The organism is Paraburkholderia flagellata (assembly GCF_021390645.1).
Taxonomy (GTDB): domain Bacteria; phylum Pseudomonadota; class Gammaproteobacteria; order Burkholderiales; family Burkholderiaceae; genus Paraburkholderia; species Paraburkholderia flagellata.
The window spans coordinates 1742420-1759340 of sequence record NZ_JAJEJT010000002.1; the positions used below are offsets into that span (position 1 = coordinate 1742420).

A 16921-nucleotide genomic window follows, 5' to 3' on the forward strand; every position below is an offset into this window, starting at 1 on the left:
CATTCTCCAGCCACAAACTGCTCGCACAATTTAGCGCAATGCGTTGATCACTTCGCGCAAATCGCATCGACGACGACGGCCGCGCGATACTGAGTGGGGTAACGCTTCGTCTTCTTTGCCAGCTTTGCATGGCGGTCCTGATGTTCTTTTTTCCAAATCCCCTATTTAAACCACATCAGGGACCATTTATCAAACGGACTCTTACTGCGACCGCTTACTGCGGCGCATCGAGCCCGCGCGCGAGATCGTGACGCACGTCCTGAGCGTTTTCAAGGCCAACGGCGAGGCGAATCAGCCCTTCGGTAATGCCTGCCGCCGCTCGCGCTTCGGGCGTGATCCGGCCATGCGTCGTCGTCGCCGGGTGCGTGATGGTCGTGCGCGTATCGCCGAGATTGCCGGTGATCGAACAGATCTTCGTGCCGTCGATCACGCGCCAGGCGTTCGCGCGCTGCTGCTCCGGCGTGTCGCCCTTCACTTCGAACGAGACGATCGCACCGCCCAGTTTCTGCTGCCGCATGGCGAGCGCATGTTGCGGATGCGACTCGAGGCCTGGATAGAACACGCGCTTGATGGCCGGATGCGTCTCGAGCCAGCGCGCGATCTGGAGCGCATTGTCCGACTGCTTCTCGACGCGCAGCGACAGCGTTTCCATGCCCTTGAGCAGCACCCACGCGTTGAACGCGGAAAGCGTCGGGCCCGCGGTGCGCACGAACGGAAACACCTTCTCCATGATGAACGCCTTCGATCCCACGAGCGCACCGCCCAGCACACGGCCCTGACCGTCGAGGAACTTGGTGGCCGAATGCATCACCACGTCAGCGCCGAACTTGAGCGGCTGCTGCAGCGCGGGGCTGCAAAAGCAGTTGTCGACCACGAAGAGCGCGCCCGCCGCGCGGGCGATCTTGCTGACCGCTTCGATGTCGGCAATTTCGGTGAGCGGATTCGACGGCGTTTCGAGGAAGAACATCTTCGTTTCGGGGCGCACGGCGTTCTTCCACGCGTCGAGATCAGTCGGATCGACGAAGGTGGTCGCAATGCCGAACCTGCTGAAGATCTGCGAGAACATGGCGAGCGTCGAGCCGAAAATGCTCTGCGAGCTGACGATATGGTCGCCCGCCTGGAGCGCGGCCATCACCACCGACATGATCGCGGCCATGCCCGAAGCCGTGGCCATGCACGCCTCGCCGCCTTCGAGCGTGGCGAGACGCTCCTGAAACATGGTGACGGTCGGATTCGAGAAACGTGCGTACGTATAGGCGGTTTCGGAGTTCTTGAAGCGCTCGGCGGCCTCTGCGGCGCTGCCGAAACAGAAACTCGACGTGAGATAAAGCGCTTCCGAATGTTCGTTGAACTCGCTGCGCAGCGTGCCGGAGCGAACGGCCAGCGTGTCGAAGTTGAAGGTGTCGTCCATGTTCGTGTTCTCCTTGTCCTGAACCATCTTGCTTCAATCCTGCACGCACGCGCGCAAAAAAGCCCGCTTTTGCATCGGCAGAAAGCGGGCTTGCGGATTCGGCAAACGCGAGCGTAGCGCTCGCGTTTACCGAGGGGATCACTCCACCGAGAGTTGCAGGTGCAGCTGCGAGCGGGAGCCGCCGTCCATTGCGTCGCTTGCGGCGTCGCGGTCCGACTGCGCCTGAGGTGCAAGGCGCGCGGTCTCGATGTTGTCGAGGTAAGTGCTCGTGATGTCGCCGGTGATGTATTCGCCGTCGAAGCACGAAGCCTCGAACTCCTTCAACTCCGGATTGATGTCGCGCACTGCCTGCTTGAGCGCATCCACGTCCTGATACACGAGGTAATCCGCGCCGATGATGCGCGCCACTTCGTCATCCGTGCGGCCGTGCGCGACGAGTTCGCCGCGCGTGGGCATGTCGATGCCGTAGACGTTCGGGTACTTCACGGGCGGCGCCGCCGAAGCGAAGATCACCTTGGTCGCGCCGGCGTCGCGCGCCATCTGCACGATTTCCTGCGAGGTGGTGCCGCGCACGATCGAGTCGTCGATGATCAGCACGTTCTTGCCCTTGAACTCGATGCCCATGGCATTGAGCTTCTGGCGCACCGACTTCTTGCGCATGGCCTGGCCCGGCATGATGAAGGTGCGGCCCACGTAGCGGTTCTTGAAGAAGCCTTCGCGGTATTCCACGCCGAGCTTGTTCGCGACCTGCATCGCGGCGGGGCGCGACGAATCGGGAATCGGCATGACCACGTCGATCTTCACGTCGGGCAGTTCGCGCTTGATCTTCTCGGCGAGATAGTCGCCCATGCGCAGACGCGCGTTGTACACGGGCACGCCGTCGAGCACCGAGTCCGGACGCGCGAGATACACGAGTTCGAAGATGCAGGGATTGAGCGTCGGCGCCGTGGCGCATTGCTGCGAGTGGAGGTTGCCTTCGAAGTCGATGAACACCGCTTCGCCCGGCTGAACGTCGCGCACGAACTCGAAGCCGATGCCTTCGAGCGCCACGGATTCCGATGCGAGCATCCACTCGGTGCCTTCCGGCGTTTCCATCTTGCCGATGCACAGCGGGCGAATGCCGAACGGATCGCGGAACGCGAGCAGGCCGTAGCCAGCGATCAGCGAGACGATCGCGTACGAGCCGCGCAGGCGGCGATGCACGCCCGAGACCGCCTTGAAGAGCGCCGCAGGGTCGAGTTCGAGCCCGGTGCTGGCCAGCTGCACTTCATGCGCGAGCACGTTGAGCAGCACTTCGGTATCGGAATGGGTGTTGATGTGACGGCGGTCCACACGGAACATCTCTTCCTTCAACTGTTGCCAGTTGGTGAGATTGCCGTTGTGGGCGAGGACGATGCCGAACGGCGCGTTCACGTAGAACGGCTGGGCCTCTTCTTCGCTCGACGCCGAGCCGGCCGTCGGATAGCGCACCTGGCCGATGCCGCTGGTGCCGGGGAGGCTGCGCATGTTGCGCGTGCGGAACACGTCGCGCACCATGCCGTTGGCCTTGTGCATGTGGAACGTGCTGCCGTTCGCGGTGGCAATGCCGGCCGCGTCCTGACCGCGGTGCTGCAGGAGCAGCAGCGCGTCATAGAGGAGCTGGTTGACGGGAGAGCGGGAAACTACGCCTACGATGCCGCACATGGCAGGTCCTTCAAAAAAGCGAAATCGGTAGCGGGTCGCCCAGCTTCCATCACCGGTCGAGCGCCGCAAATGGGCAGTGTTGCCGGAAAGCTTCGCCTCGCACCGCGTCCGATCAGCTTCTGATCAGACGTGAACGTAGGCCGCGAGCGCCTCGGGCAACAACGGTTTCAGTTCGAGCACGCCCTGCACGGCATATGGCCGCAGCAGCGCGTGGCGCCAGAAGTCCTGCTGGGGCAGCTCGGTCAGCCCGCCGAGGACGACGAGGATCAGCACCAGCACGACGCCTCGCACGAGGCCGAACATCATCCCGAGCGAACGGTCCACGCCGGACAATCCGCTCACCTGCACCAGACGGCCGATCAGTGCGTTGCCCACGCCGGCCACGAGCACCACGGCAATGACGATCAGCGCAAACGCGATCAGCCACTGGGTGAGCGCCCCGCCCGGCCAGTTCGCCGGAATCCAGGGCACCACGTGGTCAACGTAGCGGCAGGCCACGAGCAACGCCGCGATCCAGCCAATCAATCCAAAAATCTCGCCGATCAAGCCACGCCACGCGCCGCGCAGCGCCGACAGGCCGATCACCGCCATTACAGCGTAGTCGAATGCGGTCAACATCGACTGCTTATTCCGCGTTGGCGTTCGAGCCCGCCATCAGGCCTGCGCCGCGCACCTTCGCGATCGCCGCCGTGGCCGAGGCGCGGTCCGGGAACGGGCCCGCGCGCAGCAGCGTGCGCGTCGTGCCGTCTGCTTCCTTGCGTTGCTCGGTATATGCGGGTACGCCCGCCGCTTTCAACTTCGTGACCCAATTGTTCGCCGTCGTGCTGTTCGAGAACGCACCGAGTTGCACCGCGAAACGCGCGCCCGGGGGCGCCGCCGGCGCGCCGGATTCGGCTTTCGCGCCATTTCCATCGCTGGTGTCGGCGCCGTCGTTCGCGGCGACGGCCGTGCTGGCCGAAGCCGCAGGCTTGGTGGCGGGCTTTTGCGCCTGAGCGGTTTGGGTCGATTGAGCCGGAGCGGTTGCCGCCTGTGCGGGCTTTTTCGCTGGCGTTGCCGGCGACTGATCCGTGCTTTGGGCGTTCTGCGTGGCCGCGGCGCTTGACGCGGCCGCGAGGCCCGACGCGCCAGGCGTGGCTTCCGCCGCTGCGGGATTATCGGGGGCGACACCGGCTTGCGTGTCTTCCGCGTCGTGCTGGCGCGCGGCGGCCTTGTCGGCCGGGCGGCTCGGAATGTCGATGGCGATGTCGTCGGTGACGGGCTTCGGGTGCGAATCGAGCACCATCGGCAGGATTACGATGGCCGCGAGCACCAGCGCGATTGCGCCGACGAGACGGCGGCGCGCGCGTTGCTTTTCGGGGAGCGTGGGGTCGAGCAGCATTGCCTCGGCGTCGCCCGACCGGTCCGGCCGGCGGCTGCGCCGCTCCACGCGCGTGCTCGGATTGCTGCGCCGGCTGGAGCCGGATTCAGTGCCGCGCCGGCGGGGCGCGTCAGCGTCATCTTTCTTGCCGAACGAGAAAATTCCCATGTATGGCTTGCTGTTGGCCTACCTGGCCTGTCTTACGTGGGCGGCGTGCGGGTGCCGGGCGGTCAGTGTTGCTGTGACTTTCGCCAGGCCATGACCCCGGCAACCGTCAAAAAACTTCCGAAAACAATAATTCTATCATTTTCGGTTGCACGTTTTAGCGCATCTTGGAATGCGGCAGCCGGATTTTCATGGCGTGTGACGCTGCTATCGGCGCCGTCCGTCACGCCCGCGTCGCGCAGCACTTCTTCGAGCTGCTCGGCCGTAGCCGCACGCGGCAGCGGCAGATCGGTCACGCACCAGTGGTCGATCTCGCCCTTCAGGTGCTCGATCACGCCCGCAATGTCCTTGTCGCGCATCGCGCCGAACACGGCGTAGGTGTACGGGAAATAGCCCATGCTGCCGAGATTCTGCGAAAGCACCGCCGCCGCATGCGGGTTGTGGCCGACGTCAAGGATGATCGAAGGCTTGCCCGGCAGCACCTGGAAGCGGCCCGGCAGTTCGACGTTGGCGAGGCCGAGGCGAATGTCCTGCGCGGAAACCGGCAACCGGTCGCGCAGCGCCTCGAGACCCGCGAGCGCTGCCGACGTGTTGATCAGCTGGTTCGCGCCGCGCAGCGCAGGATAGGCGAGCGCCGAACGACGCATCGTCGGGCCCACATAGCTCCATTGCTGGCGCTCGCTGCCCGGCTGCCCTTCGTAGCGGAAATCGCGCCCGAAGAGCCACAGTTCGGCGCCGATCGCCTCAGCATGGTCGATGAGCGACTGCGGCGCCATCGGATCGGCGCAGATCGCGGGCTTGCCCGCACGGAAGATGCCGGCCTTCTCGAACGCAATCTTCTCGCGCGTGTCGCCGAGGTATTCCGTGTGGTCGAGGTCGATGCTCGTGATGATCGCGCAGTCGGTGTCGAGCACATTGACGGCGTCCAGACGGCCACCCAGGCCCACCTCGAAGATCACGGCGTCGAGGCCGCGCGAGGCGAACAGATGCATGATCGCGAGCGTCGTGAATTCGAAGTACGTGAGCGTAACGGGCGTGGCGAGCGAATTGCGCGCGGCTTCCACGGCTTCGAAGTGCGGCAACAGTTCAGCGTCGCTAGCCTGCTGGCCGTCCACACGCGCGCGCTCGTTGAACTCGAGCAGATGCGGCGAGGTGTGGCAGCCCACGTGATAGCCCGCCTTGAGCAGGATCGTTTCGAGAATCGCGCAGGTCGAGCCCTTCCCGTTCGTGCCGCCAACCGTGAAGATCGGGCACGCGAACTCGAGGTCCAGCGCGTCCTTCACTTGACGGATGCGGTCGAGCCCCATGTCGATGCCGACCGGATGCGCAGTTTCAAGGTGCGTGAGCCACGCGTCGAGGGTGGGAAAGGTACTCATCGGGATAGAAATTGCCTGGTGCTGCGCGTGAGACGCCGCCGATGGCGGAGGGTTCACACGAATGATCCGCTTCGAAAGAACGGCATTATCGCGGAAATGACAACGCGCCGCTTGCTTTCGCTCGCGGCGCGTTGGGTAAAACTTTGCGGCTGCGGCGCGTGCGGCACCGCAGATTGCGCAGGACGAGGCTCAGGCCACCGCGTCGGCGGGCTGACGCTGCAGCAGCGCCAGCATTTGCGCGATTTCGTCGCGCAGCTTGCGGCGGTCCAGGATCATGTCGATCGCGCCCTTCTGCAGCAGGAATTCGGCGCGCTGGAAACCTTCCGGCAGCTTTTCGCGCACGGTCTGTTCGATCACGCGCGGGCCGGCAAAACCGATCAGCGCCTTCGGCTCGGCGATCACCACGTCGCCAAGGAACGCGAAGCTCGCCGAAACGCCGCCCATCGTCGGGTCTGTCAGTACGGAAATGAACGGCAGTTTGGCTTCGGCCAGCTTGGTCAGCATGGCCGTGGTCTTGGCCATCTGCATGAGCGAAAGCAGGCTTTCCTGCATGCGCGCGCCGCCCGAAGCCGTGAAGCAGATGAACGGCACTTGCTGTTCGAGCGCGTTTTGCGCGCCACGTGCGAAGCGCTCGCCGACCACCGAGCCCATCGAGCCGCCCATGAACGAGAACTCGAAGCAGGCCACTACCACCGGCAGCGTGCGGATCGCGCCGCCCATCACCACCATGGCGTCGGTTTCGCCGGTTTCGTCCATCGCCTCTTTCAGGCGGTCCGGGTACTTGCGGCTGTCCTTGAACTTGAGCGCGTCGACCGGGACGATTTCCTGGCCGATTTCATAGCGGCCTTCCGGATCGAGCAGGCCGTCCAGACGCTCGCGCGCGCCAATGCGCATGTGGTGATCGCACTTCGGGCAAACGTGGAGATTCGCCTCGACGTCGTTGCGGTACAGGACCGCTTCGCACGACGGGCACTTGATCCACAACCCTTCCGGAATGCTCTTGCGGCTTTTCGGATCGGTTTGCTTGATCTTGGGCGGCAGCAGTTTATCGAGCCAGCTCATTGATGTTCCTTCCTAGACCTTCGTGATGCGCGGGCGCGGCGGATCGTTCCCGTCACCGATCGGTAAAACCGACCGGGTTCCGACCCCGACCGCGCATGGCGAAAAGTGGATTTTACAGCAGTCTCGAATCTAGCCAACAGCGCCAGCCCGCGACACTACCCGGCAGAGACTTCGTCCAGTGCCGCTCGAATGCCTGTGATGAACTGCGTGAGCGTGTCGGCGGCCGTTTCCGGCGCTGCCTGCTCGAGCAGTTGGACAATGCGGCTGCCGATCACCACGGCGTCCGAAACCTGCGCAACGGCAGCGGCCGTTTGCGCGTCGCGAATGCCGAAGCCCACACCCACGGGCAGCGAGACATGCTTCTTGATCGCCGGGATTTTACCCGCGATGCTCGAAACGTCCAGATTCGCCGCGCCCGTCACGCCCTTGAGCGAGACGTAGTAGACATAGCCGCTTGCGGCGCGGCCCACTTCGGCGATGCGCTCATCGGTCGAGGTCGGCGCGAGCAGGAAGATCGGATCGATGTCGGCGGCCTTCATCTTCGCCGCGAACTCGACCGACTCCTCAGGCGGATAGTCCACCACGAGCACGCCGTCCACGCCCGCTTCCTTCGCGGCCTGCGCGAACGCGTCGGCGCCCATGCGCTCGATGGGGTTTGCATAGCCCATCAACACGACGGGGGTCTTGTTGTCGGTTTCGCGAAAGCGCTTCACATCGGCGAGCACGCTCTTGAGCGTCACGCCCTTCTCGAGCGCGCGCTCGGACGACTGCTGGATCACGGGGCCGTCGGCCATCGGATCCGAGAACGGCACGCCGAGTTCGATGACATCGGCGCCGCCAGCGGCCAGCGCGTGCATGAACTCGACGGTGCGCGCGGGATCGGGGTCGCCTGCCGTCATGAACGGGATCAGGCCTTTGCGGCCTTGGGCGGCGAGCGCCTCGAACGTGGTCTTGATACGGGACATTTCAGGGTCCTCAGCTTTTAGGCGTTACTGCGCGTGTGTCCGGCGGCGGCGCATCAGGCGCCGGCCGCAACGGTGCTTGCGGCGGCCGCGCTTACGCGTTCGCGCGCGATCGCGCAGTAACTTTCGTTAATTTCATAGCCGACGAATTCGCGCTGCTGACGCGCGCAAGCCACTGCCGTGGTGCCGCTGCCCATGAACGGGTCCAGCACGCGGCCGCCCGGCGGGCAGCTCGCAAGCACCATGCGCTCGACGATCTCCAAAGGCTTCTGGGTGGGATGATCCACGCGCTCCGCGTGCTGGCGATGCAGCCGCGAGACGGACCAGACGTCCTTGGGGTTGTAGCCGAGCTCCAGCCACTTGCTGCCTTCGAACAACTTGCGCGAACGCGCCTTCTTCGTGACGGCATCGTACGGGATGCGGACGGGATCGAGATCGAAGTAGTAGTCCTTCGAAACCGCGAAGAAACCAATGTTGTCGTGCACCGAAGTAAAACGGCGCGTCGTGCCACCCATGCTGGGTACGCGACGATCCCAGACGATCTCGTTGATCATCGTGAGTTTCGACTTGAGATAGACGAAGATCTCGGGCGCGTACTGCCACGTGCAGAACACGTAGAGCGAGCCCGTGGGCTTGAGCTTCGGAATCGCCAGGTCGAGCCATTCGTACGTCCAGGCGAGGAAGTCCTCGCCCGAACGCATGTCGGAGTCGTTGCCGTAGTCCTTGCCGAGCCCGTAGGGCGGGTCGGCGACGATCAGATCGATCGAGGCGTCGGGCAAGTTGGCTGCATCGGTCAGAAAATCGCGGTTCAGGAGCCGGATGGTTTCCGGTACGACAGGCACCGTGGGCAGCACGGCCGCGTTGGCTACCGCTTCGGCGGCTTCCAGAGCAGCCGCTTCTGCGTTCACCTCGGCGTTCACTTCGCCCACTGGCGCCGGCACTTCCGGCTCGTCGAACTCGTCACGCATCACGTATGTCGCTCCGGGCGCTCAGAACTGGATGCCCGATCGCTCGGCGACCGTGTGCATGTCCTTGTCGCCCCGGCCCGACAGGTTCACCAGCAGGATTTTCTCCTTCGGCAACGTCGGTGCGAGCTTCGCCGCGTAAGCGAGCGCGTGGCTCGATTCGAGCGCGGGAATGATGCCTTCGATACGGCAGCAGTCGTGGAAGCCCTTGAGCGCTTCCTCGTCGTCGATGGTGACGTACTGCGCGCGGCCGCTGTCCTTGAGCCACGCGTGCTCGGGACCCACGCCCGGATAATCGAGGCCCGCCGAAACCGAATGCGTCTCGATGATCTGGCCGTTCTCGTCCTGCAGCAGGTAGGTGCGATTGCCGTGCAGCACGCCAACGGTGCCCGCCGCGAGCGAAGCGGCGTGGCGGCCCGTGTCCATGCCGTCGCCAGCGGGTTCGACGCCGATCAACTGCACCGAAGTGTCGTCGATATACGGGTAAAAGATGCCCATCGCGTTCGAACCGCCGCCCACGCAGGCGATCACGGAGTCCGGCTGGCGCCCCGTCATTTCGGGCATCTGCACGCGGCATTCATCGCCGATCACGCGCTGGAAGTCGCGCACCATCATCGGGTACGGGTGCGGGCCCGCCACCGTGCCGATGATGTAGAACGTGTTTTCGACGTTGGTGACCCAGTCGCGCATCGCTTCGTTGAGCGCGTCCTTGAGCGTGCGCGAACCCGACTCGACCGGAACCACGGTCGCACCCAGCAGCTTCATGCGGTAGACGTTGGCGGCCTGACGGCGCACGTCTTCGGCGCCCATGTAGACCACGCATTCCATGCCGAAGCGTGCCGCGATGGTCGCGGTAGCCACGCCGTGCTGACCCGCGCCGGTCTCGGCGATCACGCGCGGCTTGCCCATGCGCTTGGCGAGCAGCGCCTGGCCGATCACGTTGTTCACCTTGTGCGCGCCGGTGTGGTTCAGGTCTTCGCGCTTGAGATAGATCTGAGCGCCGCCCAGCAGTTCGCTCCAGCGCTGCGCGTGATAAATCGGCGACGGACGGCCGACAAAATGCTTCAACTCGCGCTCATATTCGGCGCGGAAGTCGGGATCGTCCTTGTATTTCGCGTAGGCGTCGCGCAGTTCGTCGATCGCCTGCATGAGGGTTTCAGCAGCGAAAACGCCGCCATAAGGGCCGAAATGGCCACGTTCATCTGGCAAATTGTACATAAGTCACTCGCTCGACCGGACTTGGGAAGGCCCACGTTGCGTGGACCGTGCCGGCCAAAGAATTCATCCCGCGTCCGCTTCGCGCACTGCGCGCACGAACGCCGCCATGCGGGCGTGATCCTTCACGCCCTTTGCGCCCGGAACCTCGATGCCACTGGAGACATCGACGGCAAATGGACGCACCTGGCGAATCGCATCACCGACGTTTTGCGCGTTCAAGCCACCACTCAAAACGGCCCGACGCGCGAGCCCTGCGGGAATAAGTGACCAATCGAAGACCTTTCCGCCGCCGCCGTAACCTTCGACATGGGTGTCGAACAAGAGGCCGCTGGCTGATGAATAACGATTAGCCGATTCTATCAAATCGGCTTGCAGAGTATCGGCCGCCACTCGCAGCGCGCGCAACCAGGGCAAACCGGCAACGGAGGCCAGCGACTCGCACTGCTCGGGCGTTTCGTCTCCATGGAACTGAAGCATGGTGAGCGAGACATTGCTTGCCACTTCGCTCATCCACTGCGGCGTGGCATTCACGAAGAGACCCACGACCGACACGAACGGCGGCAGGTCGTGCGTAAGCTCGACCGCCTGCGCCACGCTCACCGAGCGCGGGCTGGGCGGGTAAAACACCAGGCCGACGGCGTCCGCACCCAGGTCAATGGCGTGCGCGACCGCATCGGGCGTCGAAAGTCCGCACAGCTTGATGCGGGTGCGGTGCGCAGGGGCGGGTTGCTCGGCTGACGTCATGATCCTGAATGCGGTGTTGATCTCGATGATTCAAGCGGGCGGCGCTTTAAGCACGGCCTTCGGGCGCGTCGCTCCAGATTGCGCTCCACGGCACACTGGCCGTATGCGGCGCAGGTACTGCGAACTCGTCAGGATAGCCTACCTGTGCGAGATAGAGGCCGTCTGGCATGAAAGTCGGCGCGGCCACGGTGCGGTCGCGCCCAGCCAGCACTTCAGCCATCCACGCGGCCGGATAGCGCCCTCGACCCACGGCCACGAGGCAACCCATCAGGTTGCGGACCATGTGGTGCAGGAACGCGTTGGCGCGAAAGCGGAAGTGGATGAAGTCGCCCTGCGGCCGGATGTCGATCTGGTACAGATGCTTCACCGGCGTCTTCGCCTGGCACTCCGACGAGCGGAACGACGAAAAATCGTGCTCGCCGATGAGATACGCCGCCGCCTCGCGCATCGCATCGACGTCGAGCGGCGTGTGGATCCAGCCCGCGCGGGCCGCCAGCATCGGCGAGCGCACGGGGTTCACGTAGAGCACGTAGTAGTAGGTGCGCTCGAACGCCGCGAAGCGCGCGTGGAACGCCTCGGGCATCGGCTTGGCCCACTGCACGGCCACCGTGGAAGGCAGGAACGCGTTGGTGCCGCGCACCCACGAGAACGGCGTGCGGTCGAGGTCGGTGTCGAAGTGCACCACCTGGCCGAGCCCGTGCACGCCCGTGTCGGTGCGGCCCGCGACGATGGTGGACAGCGGCACGGTGGCGAACTCGCGCAGCGCGCGCTCGAGCGCGTCCTGCACTGTCTTGCCGTGCGGCTGCGACTGCCAGCCGCAGAACGCGGCACCGTCGTACTGGATTCCTAGCGCGATACGCATACGGCTTGCAGCGTCACGAAAGCGGAGCGAGCGTCGACAGCAGCGCCTGCGCGTCGCTGCGCGTGGCGGGATCGTTCGACTCGATCACTTCGTTGATGAGCGAGCGGGCGCCCGACACGTCGCCCAGCGCGATGTATTCGTGCGCGAGATCGAGCTTGTTGCGCGCGATGCGCGCGAGCTGTTCGGGCGTGAAGACCGGCAGCGGCTCGGCCGAATCGGGCGGCAGGTTCAGGTCGAAGTCGAGCGTGAGCGCGCCAAAGCGCGGCGCGCCGAGGCCTGCGAGCGCGCCCGCACCTGCCGTCCCCGCCTCGATGGCCGCGCCCGCCATCGACGGTGGCGGCTCGAAGAACGGCGACGACAGACGCGCCGACGCCTCGGGCGTGGCGGCCGGCTCGGTCGAGAGCGGCTCAGTGGGGATGACCGGTTCACCGATGCGCGGCGGCAGGGGCAGGTCGAGGCCGCCCAGCGCTTCGATTGCATCGTGCGGGAAGGCGATCGGTACTTCGGCGTAGCTCATTTCTTCTGCGGTGACTGCGGGTACTGACGGAATTTCAGGTGCGGTAAGCGGCGCCGGCGGGCGCTCGAAGGCTTCGGTGACGGGCGGCTCGGCCTGCGGTGCTTGCTGCGTTTGCGCGGCTTGCGGGGCGCCATCGCCAAAGTCCAGCGCGATATCGGGTGCAGCAGGCTTTTGGGCGCGCGCCGGCTCTTCCAGCGTGCGCGCCAGCGCCTCGGCGTCTTCGGCTGCGCGCGGCGCACCGATGCTTTCGGGCGGCAGCGCATCCGCGCCCAGCTCCGCCGCGGCGGCGAGGCTTGCGGCTTCAGCCGCGTCCGCCAACGTTTGCGGTTCGCCCGGCTCGACGCCGTGCGGCAGCGCTTGTGCTGCGTGAGCTTCCTGCGCGACGGACGGCTCTTGCGGCGTGCCAGGATGCAGCGTCTCGGTTAGCGTAGGCGGCAGCGCTTCGGCTTCAAGCCCAGTGGTCGTCGTGTTCACGCCCGCTGCACTAGCGGCCTGCGCGGCCGTTTCGTCGTGCTCCAGCGGCGCGGAAGAGACGTCGGGCGTAGGCACAGGCGTGATCGCGACTTCATCCGCCTCGGGCGCAACCGGCGGCGCGAATTCGGCTTGCGCCGCAGGTGCAAGCGCGTGCGCATCCGGTTGATGGCCCGCGTGCGTAATCGGCTCGCGCAACACTGGCGGCTCCTCGGCCACAGGCACGGCGGCAGCAGCGGTTGCGGAGGACGTCGACGGCGTCGGCTCGTGCGCTTCGGGCGAGACTTCGGACGCCTGATCGACGGGCGGCTTCTTGCGCTTGCGCATGAGCAGACGCACAAACAACGCCAGCAGCGCGACGACGACAGCCGTCACGGCCCCCATGGCGACCGGCGAGACTTCCGGTTGGCCGCCAGCCGCGCCGGCGTTCACCACGCCGTTCTGCACAGGTGCGCCGCCTTGCGCGGCAGGCGCACCCGCGGACGCGCCGCTCGTGGTCTGCGCTGGCTTGCCAATGCCGTGCTGCTGCAACGCCATCAGCACGCGGTTCTTCAATGCGAGGAGTTGCTGGAGGCTGGAGACCTTTGCGCCTTGCGCCGACGCGCCTGCCGCGCCGCTGGCCGGAGCCGGGACCGACTGGATCGAACCGCTCCACACGTGCGAGTCGCTGGCCGCTGACGCCGGCGCTGCGGCACTCGCGCCCGTCGCCGCGCCGGAAGCGCCTTGAGTGGACGCTTCGGGGCCGCTCGCTGCGACTGCCGAGGCAGGTGCCGCAGTTGCCGCAGCCGCGCTGGCCGAACTCGCGCCAGCCGTCGCAGCGGCAGCAGCCGACGATGCAGCCGCTACCGCCTCGGCAGCAGCACTCGAAGCCGCGGCGGGTGCGCTGGCTGATGCAGTGGACGCAGCAGGCACAGTCGCCGCAGCGGCGGGCGTACTGGCGGCAGCCGAAGCCCCCGCCGAAGCCGCAGCAGCCCCACCCGAGGCCACCGTCATGCCTGCCGCCGCGCTGGAAACGTCCGGCGTTGCCGGCACGTTCAGCGTCGCACCCACACGCATGCGGCTGGGATCCTGCTTGATGAACGCATTGGGGTTCGCATCGAACAGCGCCTGGCTCATGCGCGCGAGCGTGGCCTTGTCGTGCGACTGCGTGACGTCGACGGCCACGTCGTGCAGCGACTGGCCGGGACGAACGGTATATTGCCCCGCGACGCTCACCGCAGCCGCGGCGGATGAGGCAGCGCTCGCAGTGCCCGGCGCCGCACTCGCACCGCCCTGCGCGGCGGCCAGGCCGCAGAACAGAAAACTCGCCGCCGCCACGGTGGCGCGGATGGCGCGCCGCCCTTGAGCGCGCTTCGCGCGAGGCGCGGCGGAAACAGAATCAAATCGAACGATCATCAGTTGCCCTGGCATACCGCTCTTGCGGCTCTCGATCAAATAGGAGTGTGCTTCGGGGCGATTGCATCGATGCATGCAAGAAAAAGCATGCAATAAAAAAAGCGCCGCGAATGGCGCGGCGCTTTTTTACCCTGTCTACGCGTCATTAGCCGCGTAGTTTAATTCATTCACTTGTCGAGCAGAATGCGCAACATGCGGCGCAGCGGTTCAGCCGCACCCCACAGCAGCTGATCGCCGACCGTGAAGGCCGACAGATACTCGCCGCCCATGGCCAGCTTGCGCAGACGGCCCACCGGCACCGACAGCGTGCCCGTGACCACCGCCGGCGACAGATCGCGCATCGAAGCCTCGCGCTGGTTCGGCACGACCTTAACCCAGTCGTTGGCCGAGGCAAGGATGCCGTCGATCTCGTCGAGCGGCACGTCCTTCTTCAGCTTGATCGTGAGCGCCTGCGAGTGGCAACGCATCGCACCGATACGCACGCACAGGCCGTCGACCGGAATCGAGCCCGGCTGGCCCATGGCCGGCTTGCCGAGAATCTTGTTGGTTTCCGCGCCGCCCTTCCACTCTTCCTTCGACATGCCGTTGCCGAGGTCCTTGTCGATCCAGGGGATCAGCGAGCCCGCGAGCGGCACGCCGAAGTGCTCGGTCGGCATGGCGTCGCTGTTCATCGTGGCGAGCACCTTGCGGTCGATGTCGAGGATCGCCGACGACGGGTTAGCCAGGTCGCTCGCAACCGCTGCGTTGAGCGCGCCCATCTGCGAGAGCAGTTCGCGCATGTTCTGCGCGCCCGCGCCCGAAGCGGCCTGGTACGTCATGGCCGTCATCCAGTCGACGAGGTTCTCGCGGAACAGGCCGCCCAGCGCCATCAGCATGAGGCTGACCGTGCAGTTGCCGCCGACGAAGTCCTTCTGGCCCTTGACCAGCGCGTCCTTGATGACGTCGAGGTTGACCGGGTCGAGGATGATGACCGCATCGTCCTTCATGCGCAGCGCCGAAGCCGCGTCGATCCAGTAGCCGGTCCAGCCTGCCGCGCGCAGCTTCGGATACACCTCGTTGGTGTAATCGCCGCCCTGGCACGTGATGATGATGTCGCACTCCTTGAGCTCGTCGACGCTGTTCGCGTCCTTGAGCTTCGTCTCGTTTTTGGCGAACGACGGAGCCGCGCCGCCTGCGTTGCTGGTGCTGAAAAACACCGGTTCGATCAGGTCGAAATCACGTTCTTCCTGCATGCGCTGCATCAGCACGCTGCCGACCATGCCGCGCCAACCTACGAGACCTACGTTCATGACTTACCCTTGATATGGACACTTCCCCGCTTCGCTCGCCCGGCGTGGCCGCGCGGGGAAGATGAGCGGGCACGACGAGCGATCAACGAATGGTGATCGTTTTCGTAATCGTGGTTTTCGTGGTAATGGCGAGCGAAATCGCGCGGGCCGTGCCGCGGATGTTCGTAACAGTCGTGATCGGGGAGATCTTCGCCATCGAAACAATATACACGAAAACCGTGAATTCGCGCGGGAGAACCCGCATTGTGCGCGATTTACGACGCCTGGCGGCGTACTCCCGCTAACGTCGCTGCTTGCGCATTTCTGAACAAAAAAGGGCGCGCCCAATGGCACGCCCTTGCATGACTTCCTTACAGCGCTGCGATCACCGCATCGCCCATTGCCACCGTGCCGACCTGCTTGCAGTCCGGCGTGATGATGTCGGCGGTGCGATAGCCTTGTTCGAGCACCTTCTTCACCGCGCTCTCGATACGGTCCGCCTGCTCCGGGCGGCCGAGCGAGTAGCGCAGCATCATGGCCGCCGACAGGATCGTGGCGAGCGGGTTGGCAATGCCCTTGCCCGCGATATCCGGCGCGGAACCGTGCGACGGCTCGTACAGACCCTTGTTGTTCTTGTCGAGCGAGGCCGAGGGCAGCATGCCGATCGAGCCCGTGAGCATCGCGGCTTCGTCCGAGAGAATGTCGCCGAACATGTTGCCGGTCACCACCACGTCGAACGCCTTGGGCGCCTTCACGAGCTGCATGGCCGCGTTGTCGACGTACATGTGCGACAGCTCGACGTCCGGATATTCCTTCGAGACATCGATCATGATGTCCTTCCAGAACTGCGACGTTTCAAGCACGTTCGCCTTGTCGACCGACGTCAGCTTCTTCTGGCGCTTTTGCGCGGCCTGGAACGCCACGTGAGCGATGCGGCGCACTTCGGGCTCCGCGTAGCGCATCGTGTCGAAACCTTCGCGCGCACCCTTGAAATTGCCGTCCGGCGCTTCGCGCGTGCCGCGCGGCTGGCCGAAATAGATGTCGCCGTTCAGTTCGCGCACGATCAGGATGTCGAGGCCCGAAACGATTTCAGGCTTCAGTGACGACGCCCCCGTGAGCTGCGGATAGCAGATCGCCGGGCGGAAGTTCGCGAACAGTTCCAGATGCTTGCGCAGGCCGAGAATGGCCTGCTCGGGACGCAGCGCGCGCTCGAGCTTGTCGTACTTCCAGTCGCCCACGGCGCCGAACAGAATCGCGTCGGCGGATTTGGCCAGCGAGAGCGTTGCCTCGGGCAGCGGGTGGCCGCTAGCCTCGTAGCCCGCGCCGCCAACCGGCGCCTCTTCCAGCTCGAACTTTTCGCCAAGTGCGTTGAGCACCTTCACGGCTTCCTTGACGATCTCGGGACCGATGCCGTCGCCCGGCAGCACTGCAATCTTCATCCTGTGATTCCTCGCTCAGTTGTTCG

15 protein-coding genes and 1 pseudogene are annotated in these 16921 nt (G+C 65.2%); 1 reads left to right on the plus strand and 15 read right to left on the minus strand.

The genetic code is table 11. The annotated features are described in order from the left end of the window. Positions 1–33: 33 nt before the first annotated feature. From L0U83_RS22125 to asd, 14 genes and pseudogenes are all read right to left on the minus strand, one after another. Positions 34–158: pseudogene (locus tag L0U83_RS22125) on the minus strand (IS5/IS1182 family transposase); the annotation flags it as partial. Between the two features lie 56 nt (positions 159–214). Then, entirely contained in the window at positions 215–1411 is a 1197-nt protein-coding gene (locus L0U83_RS22130; protein ID WP_233886238.1) for an O-succinylhomoserine sulfhydrylase, read from the minus strand. Between the two features lie 138 nt (positions 1412–1549). Then, the gene (purF, locus tag L0U83_RS22135) at positions 1550–3094 is read right to left on the minus strand and encodes an amidophosphoribosyltransferase (RefSeq protein ID WP_233886240.1); all 1545 of its coding nucleotides are present in this window, start codon (positions 3092–3094) and stop codon (positions 1550–1552) included. Between the two features lie 123 nt (positions 3095–3217). Continuing rightward, complete coding sequence (locus L0U83_RS22140) at positions 3218–3712, minus strand: CvpA family protein (protein WP_233886242.1); 495 nt, start codon at positions 3710–3712, stop codon at positions 3218–3220. 7 nt (positions 3713–3719) lie between these two features. Then, complete coding sequence (locus L0U83_RS22145; protein ID WP_233886243.1) at positions 3720–4619, minus strand: SPOR domain-containing protein; 900 nt, start codon at positions 4617–4619, stop codon at positions 3720–3722. A 62-nt stretch (positions 4620–4681) separates the two neighbouring features. Continuing rightward, entirely contained in the window at positions 4682–5992 is a 1311-nt protein-coding gene (folC, locus tag L0U83_RS22150; protein WP_233886244.1) for a bifunctional tetrahydrofolate synthase/dihydrofolate synthase, read from the minus strand. Positions 5993–6181: 189 nt separating this feature from the next. Then, positions 6182–7054 carry an acetyl-CoA carboxylase, carboxyltransferase subunit beta gene (gene accD / locus L0U83_RS22155; protein WP_233886245.1) on the minus strand — a complete coding sequence of 291 codons (873 nt, stop codon included), beginning with the start codon at positions 7052–7054 and terminating at the stop codon, positions 6182–6184. Between the two features lie 155 nt (positions 7055–7209). Then, positions 7210–8019: a tryptophan synthase subunit alpha gene (gene trpA, locus L0U83_RS22160; protein WP_233886246.1), complete on the minus strand. Its 810-nt coding sequence runs from the start codon at positions 8017–8019 to the stop codon at positions 7210–7212. A 53-nt stretch (positions 8020–8072) separates the two neighbouring features. Beyond that, the gene (locus tag L0U83_RS22165) at positions 8073–8984 is read right to left on the minus strand and encodes a DNA-methyltransferase (RefSeq protein WP_233886247.1); all 912 of its coding nucleotides are present in this window, start codon (positions 8982–8984) and stop codon (positions 8073–8075) included. Between the two features lie 21 nt (positions 8985–9005). Beyond that, complete coding sequence (trpB, locus tag L0U83_RS22170) at positions 9006–10199, minus strand: tryptophan synthase subunit beta (protein WP_112169739.1); 1194 nt, start codon at positions 10197–10199, stop codon at positions 9006–9008. 63 nt (positions 10200–10262) lie between these two features. Further along, on the minus strand, positions 10263–10943 hold the full coding sequence (locus tag L0U83_RS22175; protein WP_233886248.1) for a phosphoribosylanthranilate isomerase: 681 nt from the start codon (positions 10941–10943) through the stop codon (positions 10263–10265). A 46-nt stretch (positions 10944–10989) separates the two neighbouring features. Next, complete coding sequence (truA, locus tag L0U83_RS22180) at positions 10990–11805, minus strand: tRNA pseudouridine(38-40) synthase TruA (RefSeq protein ID WP_233886249.1); 816 nt, start codon at positions 11803–11805, stop codon at positions 10990–10992. A gap of 13 nt (positions 11806–11818) precedes the next feature. Beyond that, on the minus strand, positions 11819–14188 hold the full coding sequence (locus L0U83_RS22185; RefSeq protein WP_233886250.1) for a FimV/HubP family polar landmark protein: 2370 nt from the start codon (positions 14186–14188) through the stop codon (positions 11819–11821). Positions 14189–14355: 167 nt separating this feature from the next. Next, positions 14356–15477, minus strand: coding sequence for an aspartate-semialdehyde dehydrogenase (asd, locus tag L0U83_RS22190; RefSeq protein WP_233886251.1), 1122 nt, complete (start codon positions 15475–15477; stop codon positions 14356–14358). Positions 15478–15566: 89 nt separating this feature from the next. Here asd and L0U83_RS22195 point away from each other — a divergent pair, with 89 nt between their 5' ends. Then, complete coding sequence (locus L0U83_RS22195) at positions 15567–15761, plus strand: hypothetical protein (protein ID WP_233886252.1); 195 nt, start codon at positions 15567–15569, stop codon at positions 15759–15761. Positions 15762–15827: 66 nt separating this feature from the next. Here the strand turns inward: L0U83_RS22195 and leuB are convergent, their stop codons facing one another. After that, positions 15828–16895: a 3-isopropylmalate dehydrogenase gene (gene leuB, locus L0U83_RS22200; RefSeq protein WP_233886253.1), complete on the minus strand. Its 1068-nt coding sequence runs from the start codon at positions 16893–16895 to the stop codon at positions 15828–15830. Positions 16896–16921: the final 26 nt, after the last annotated feature.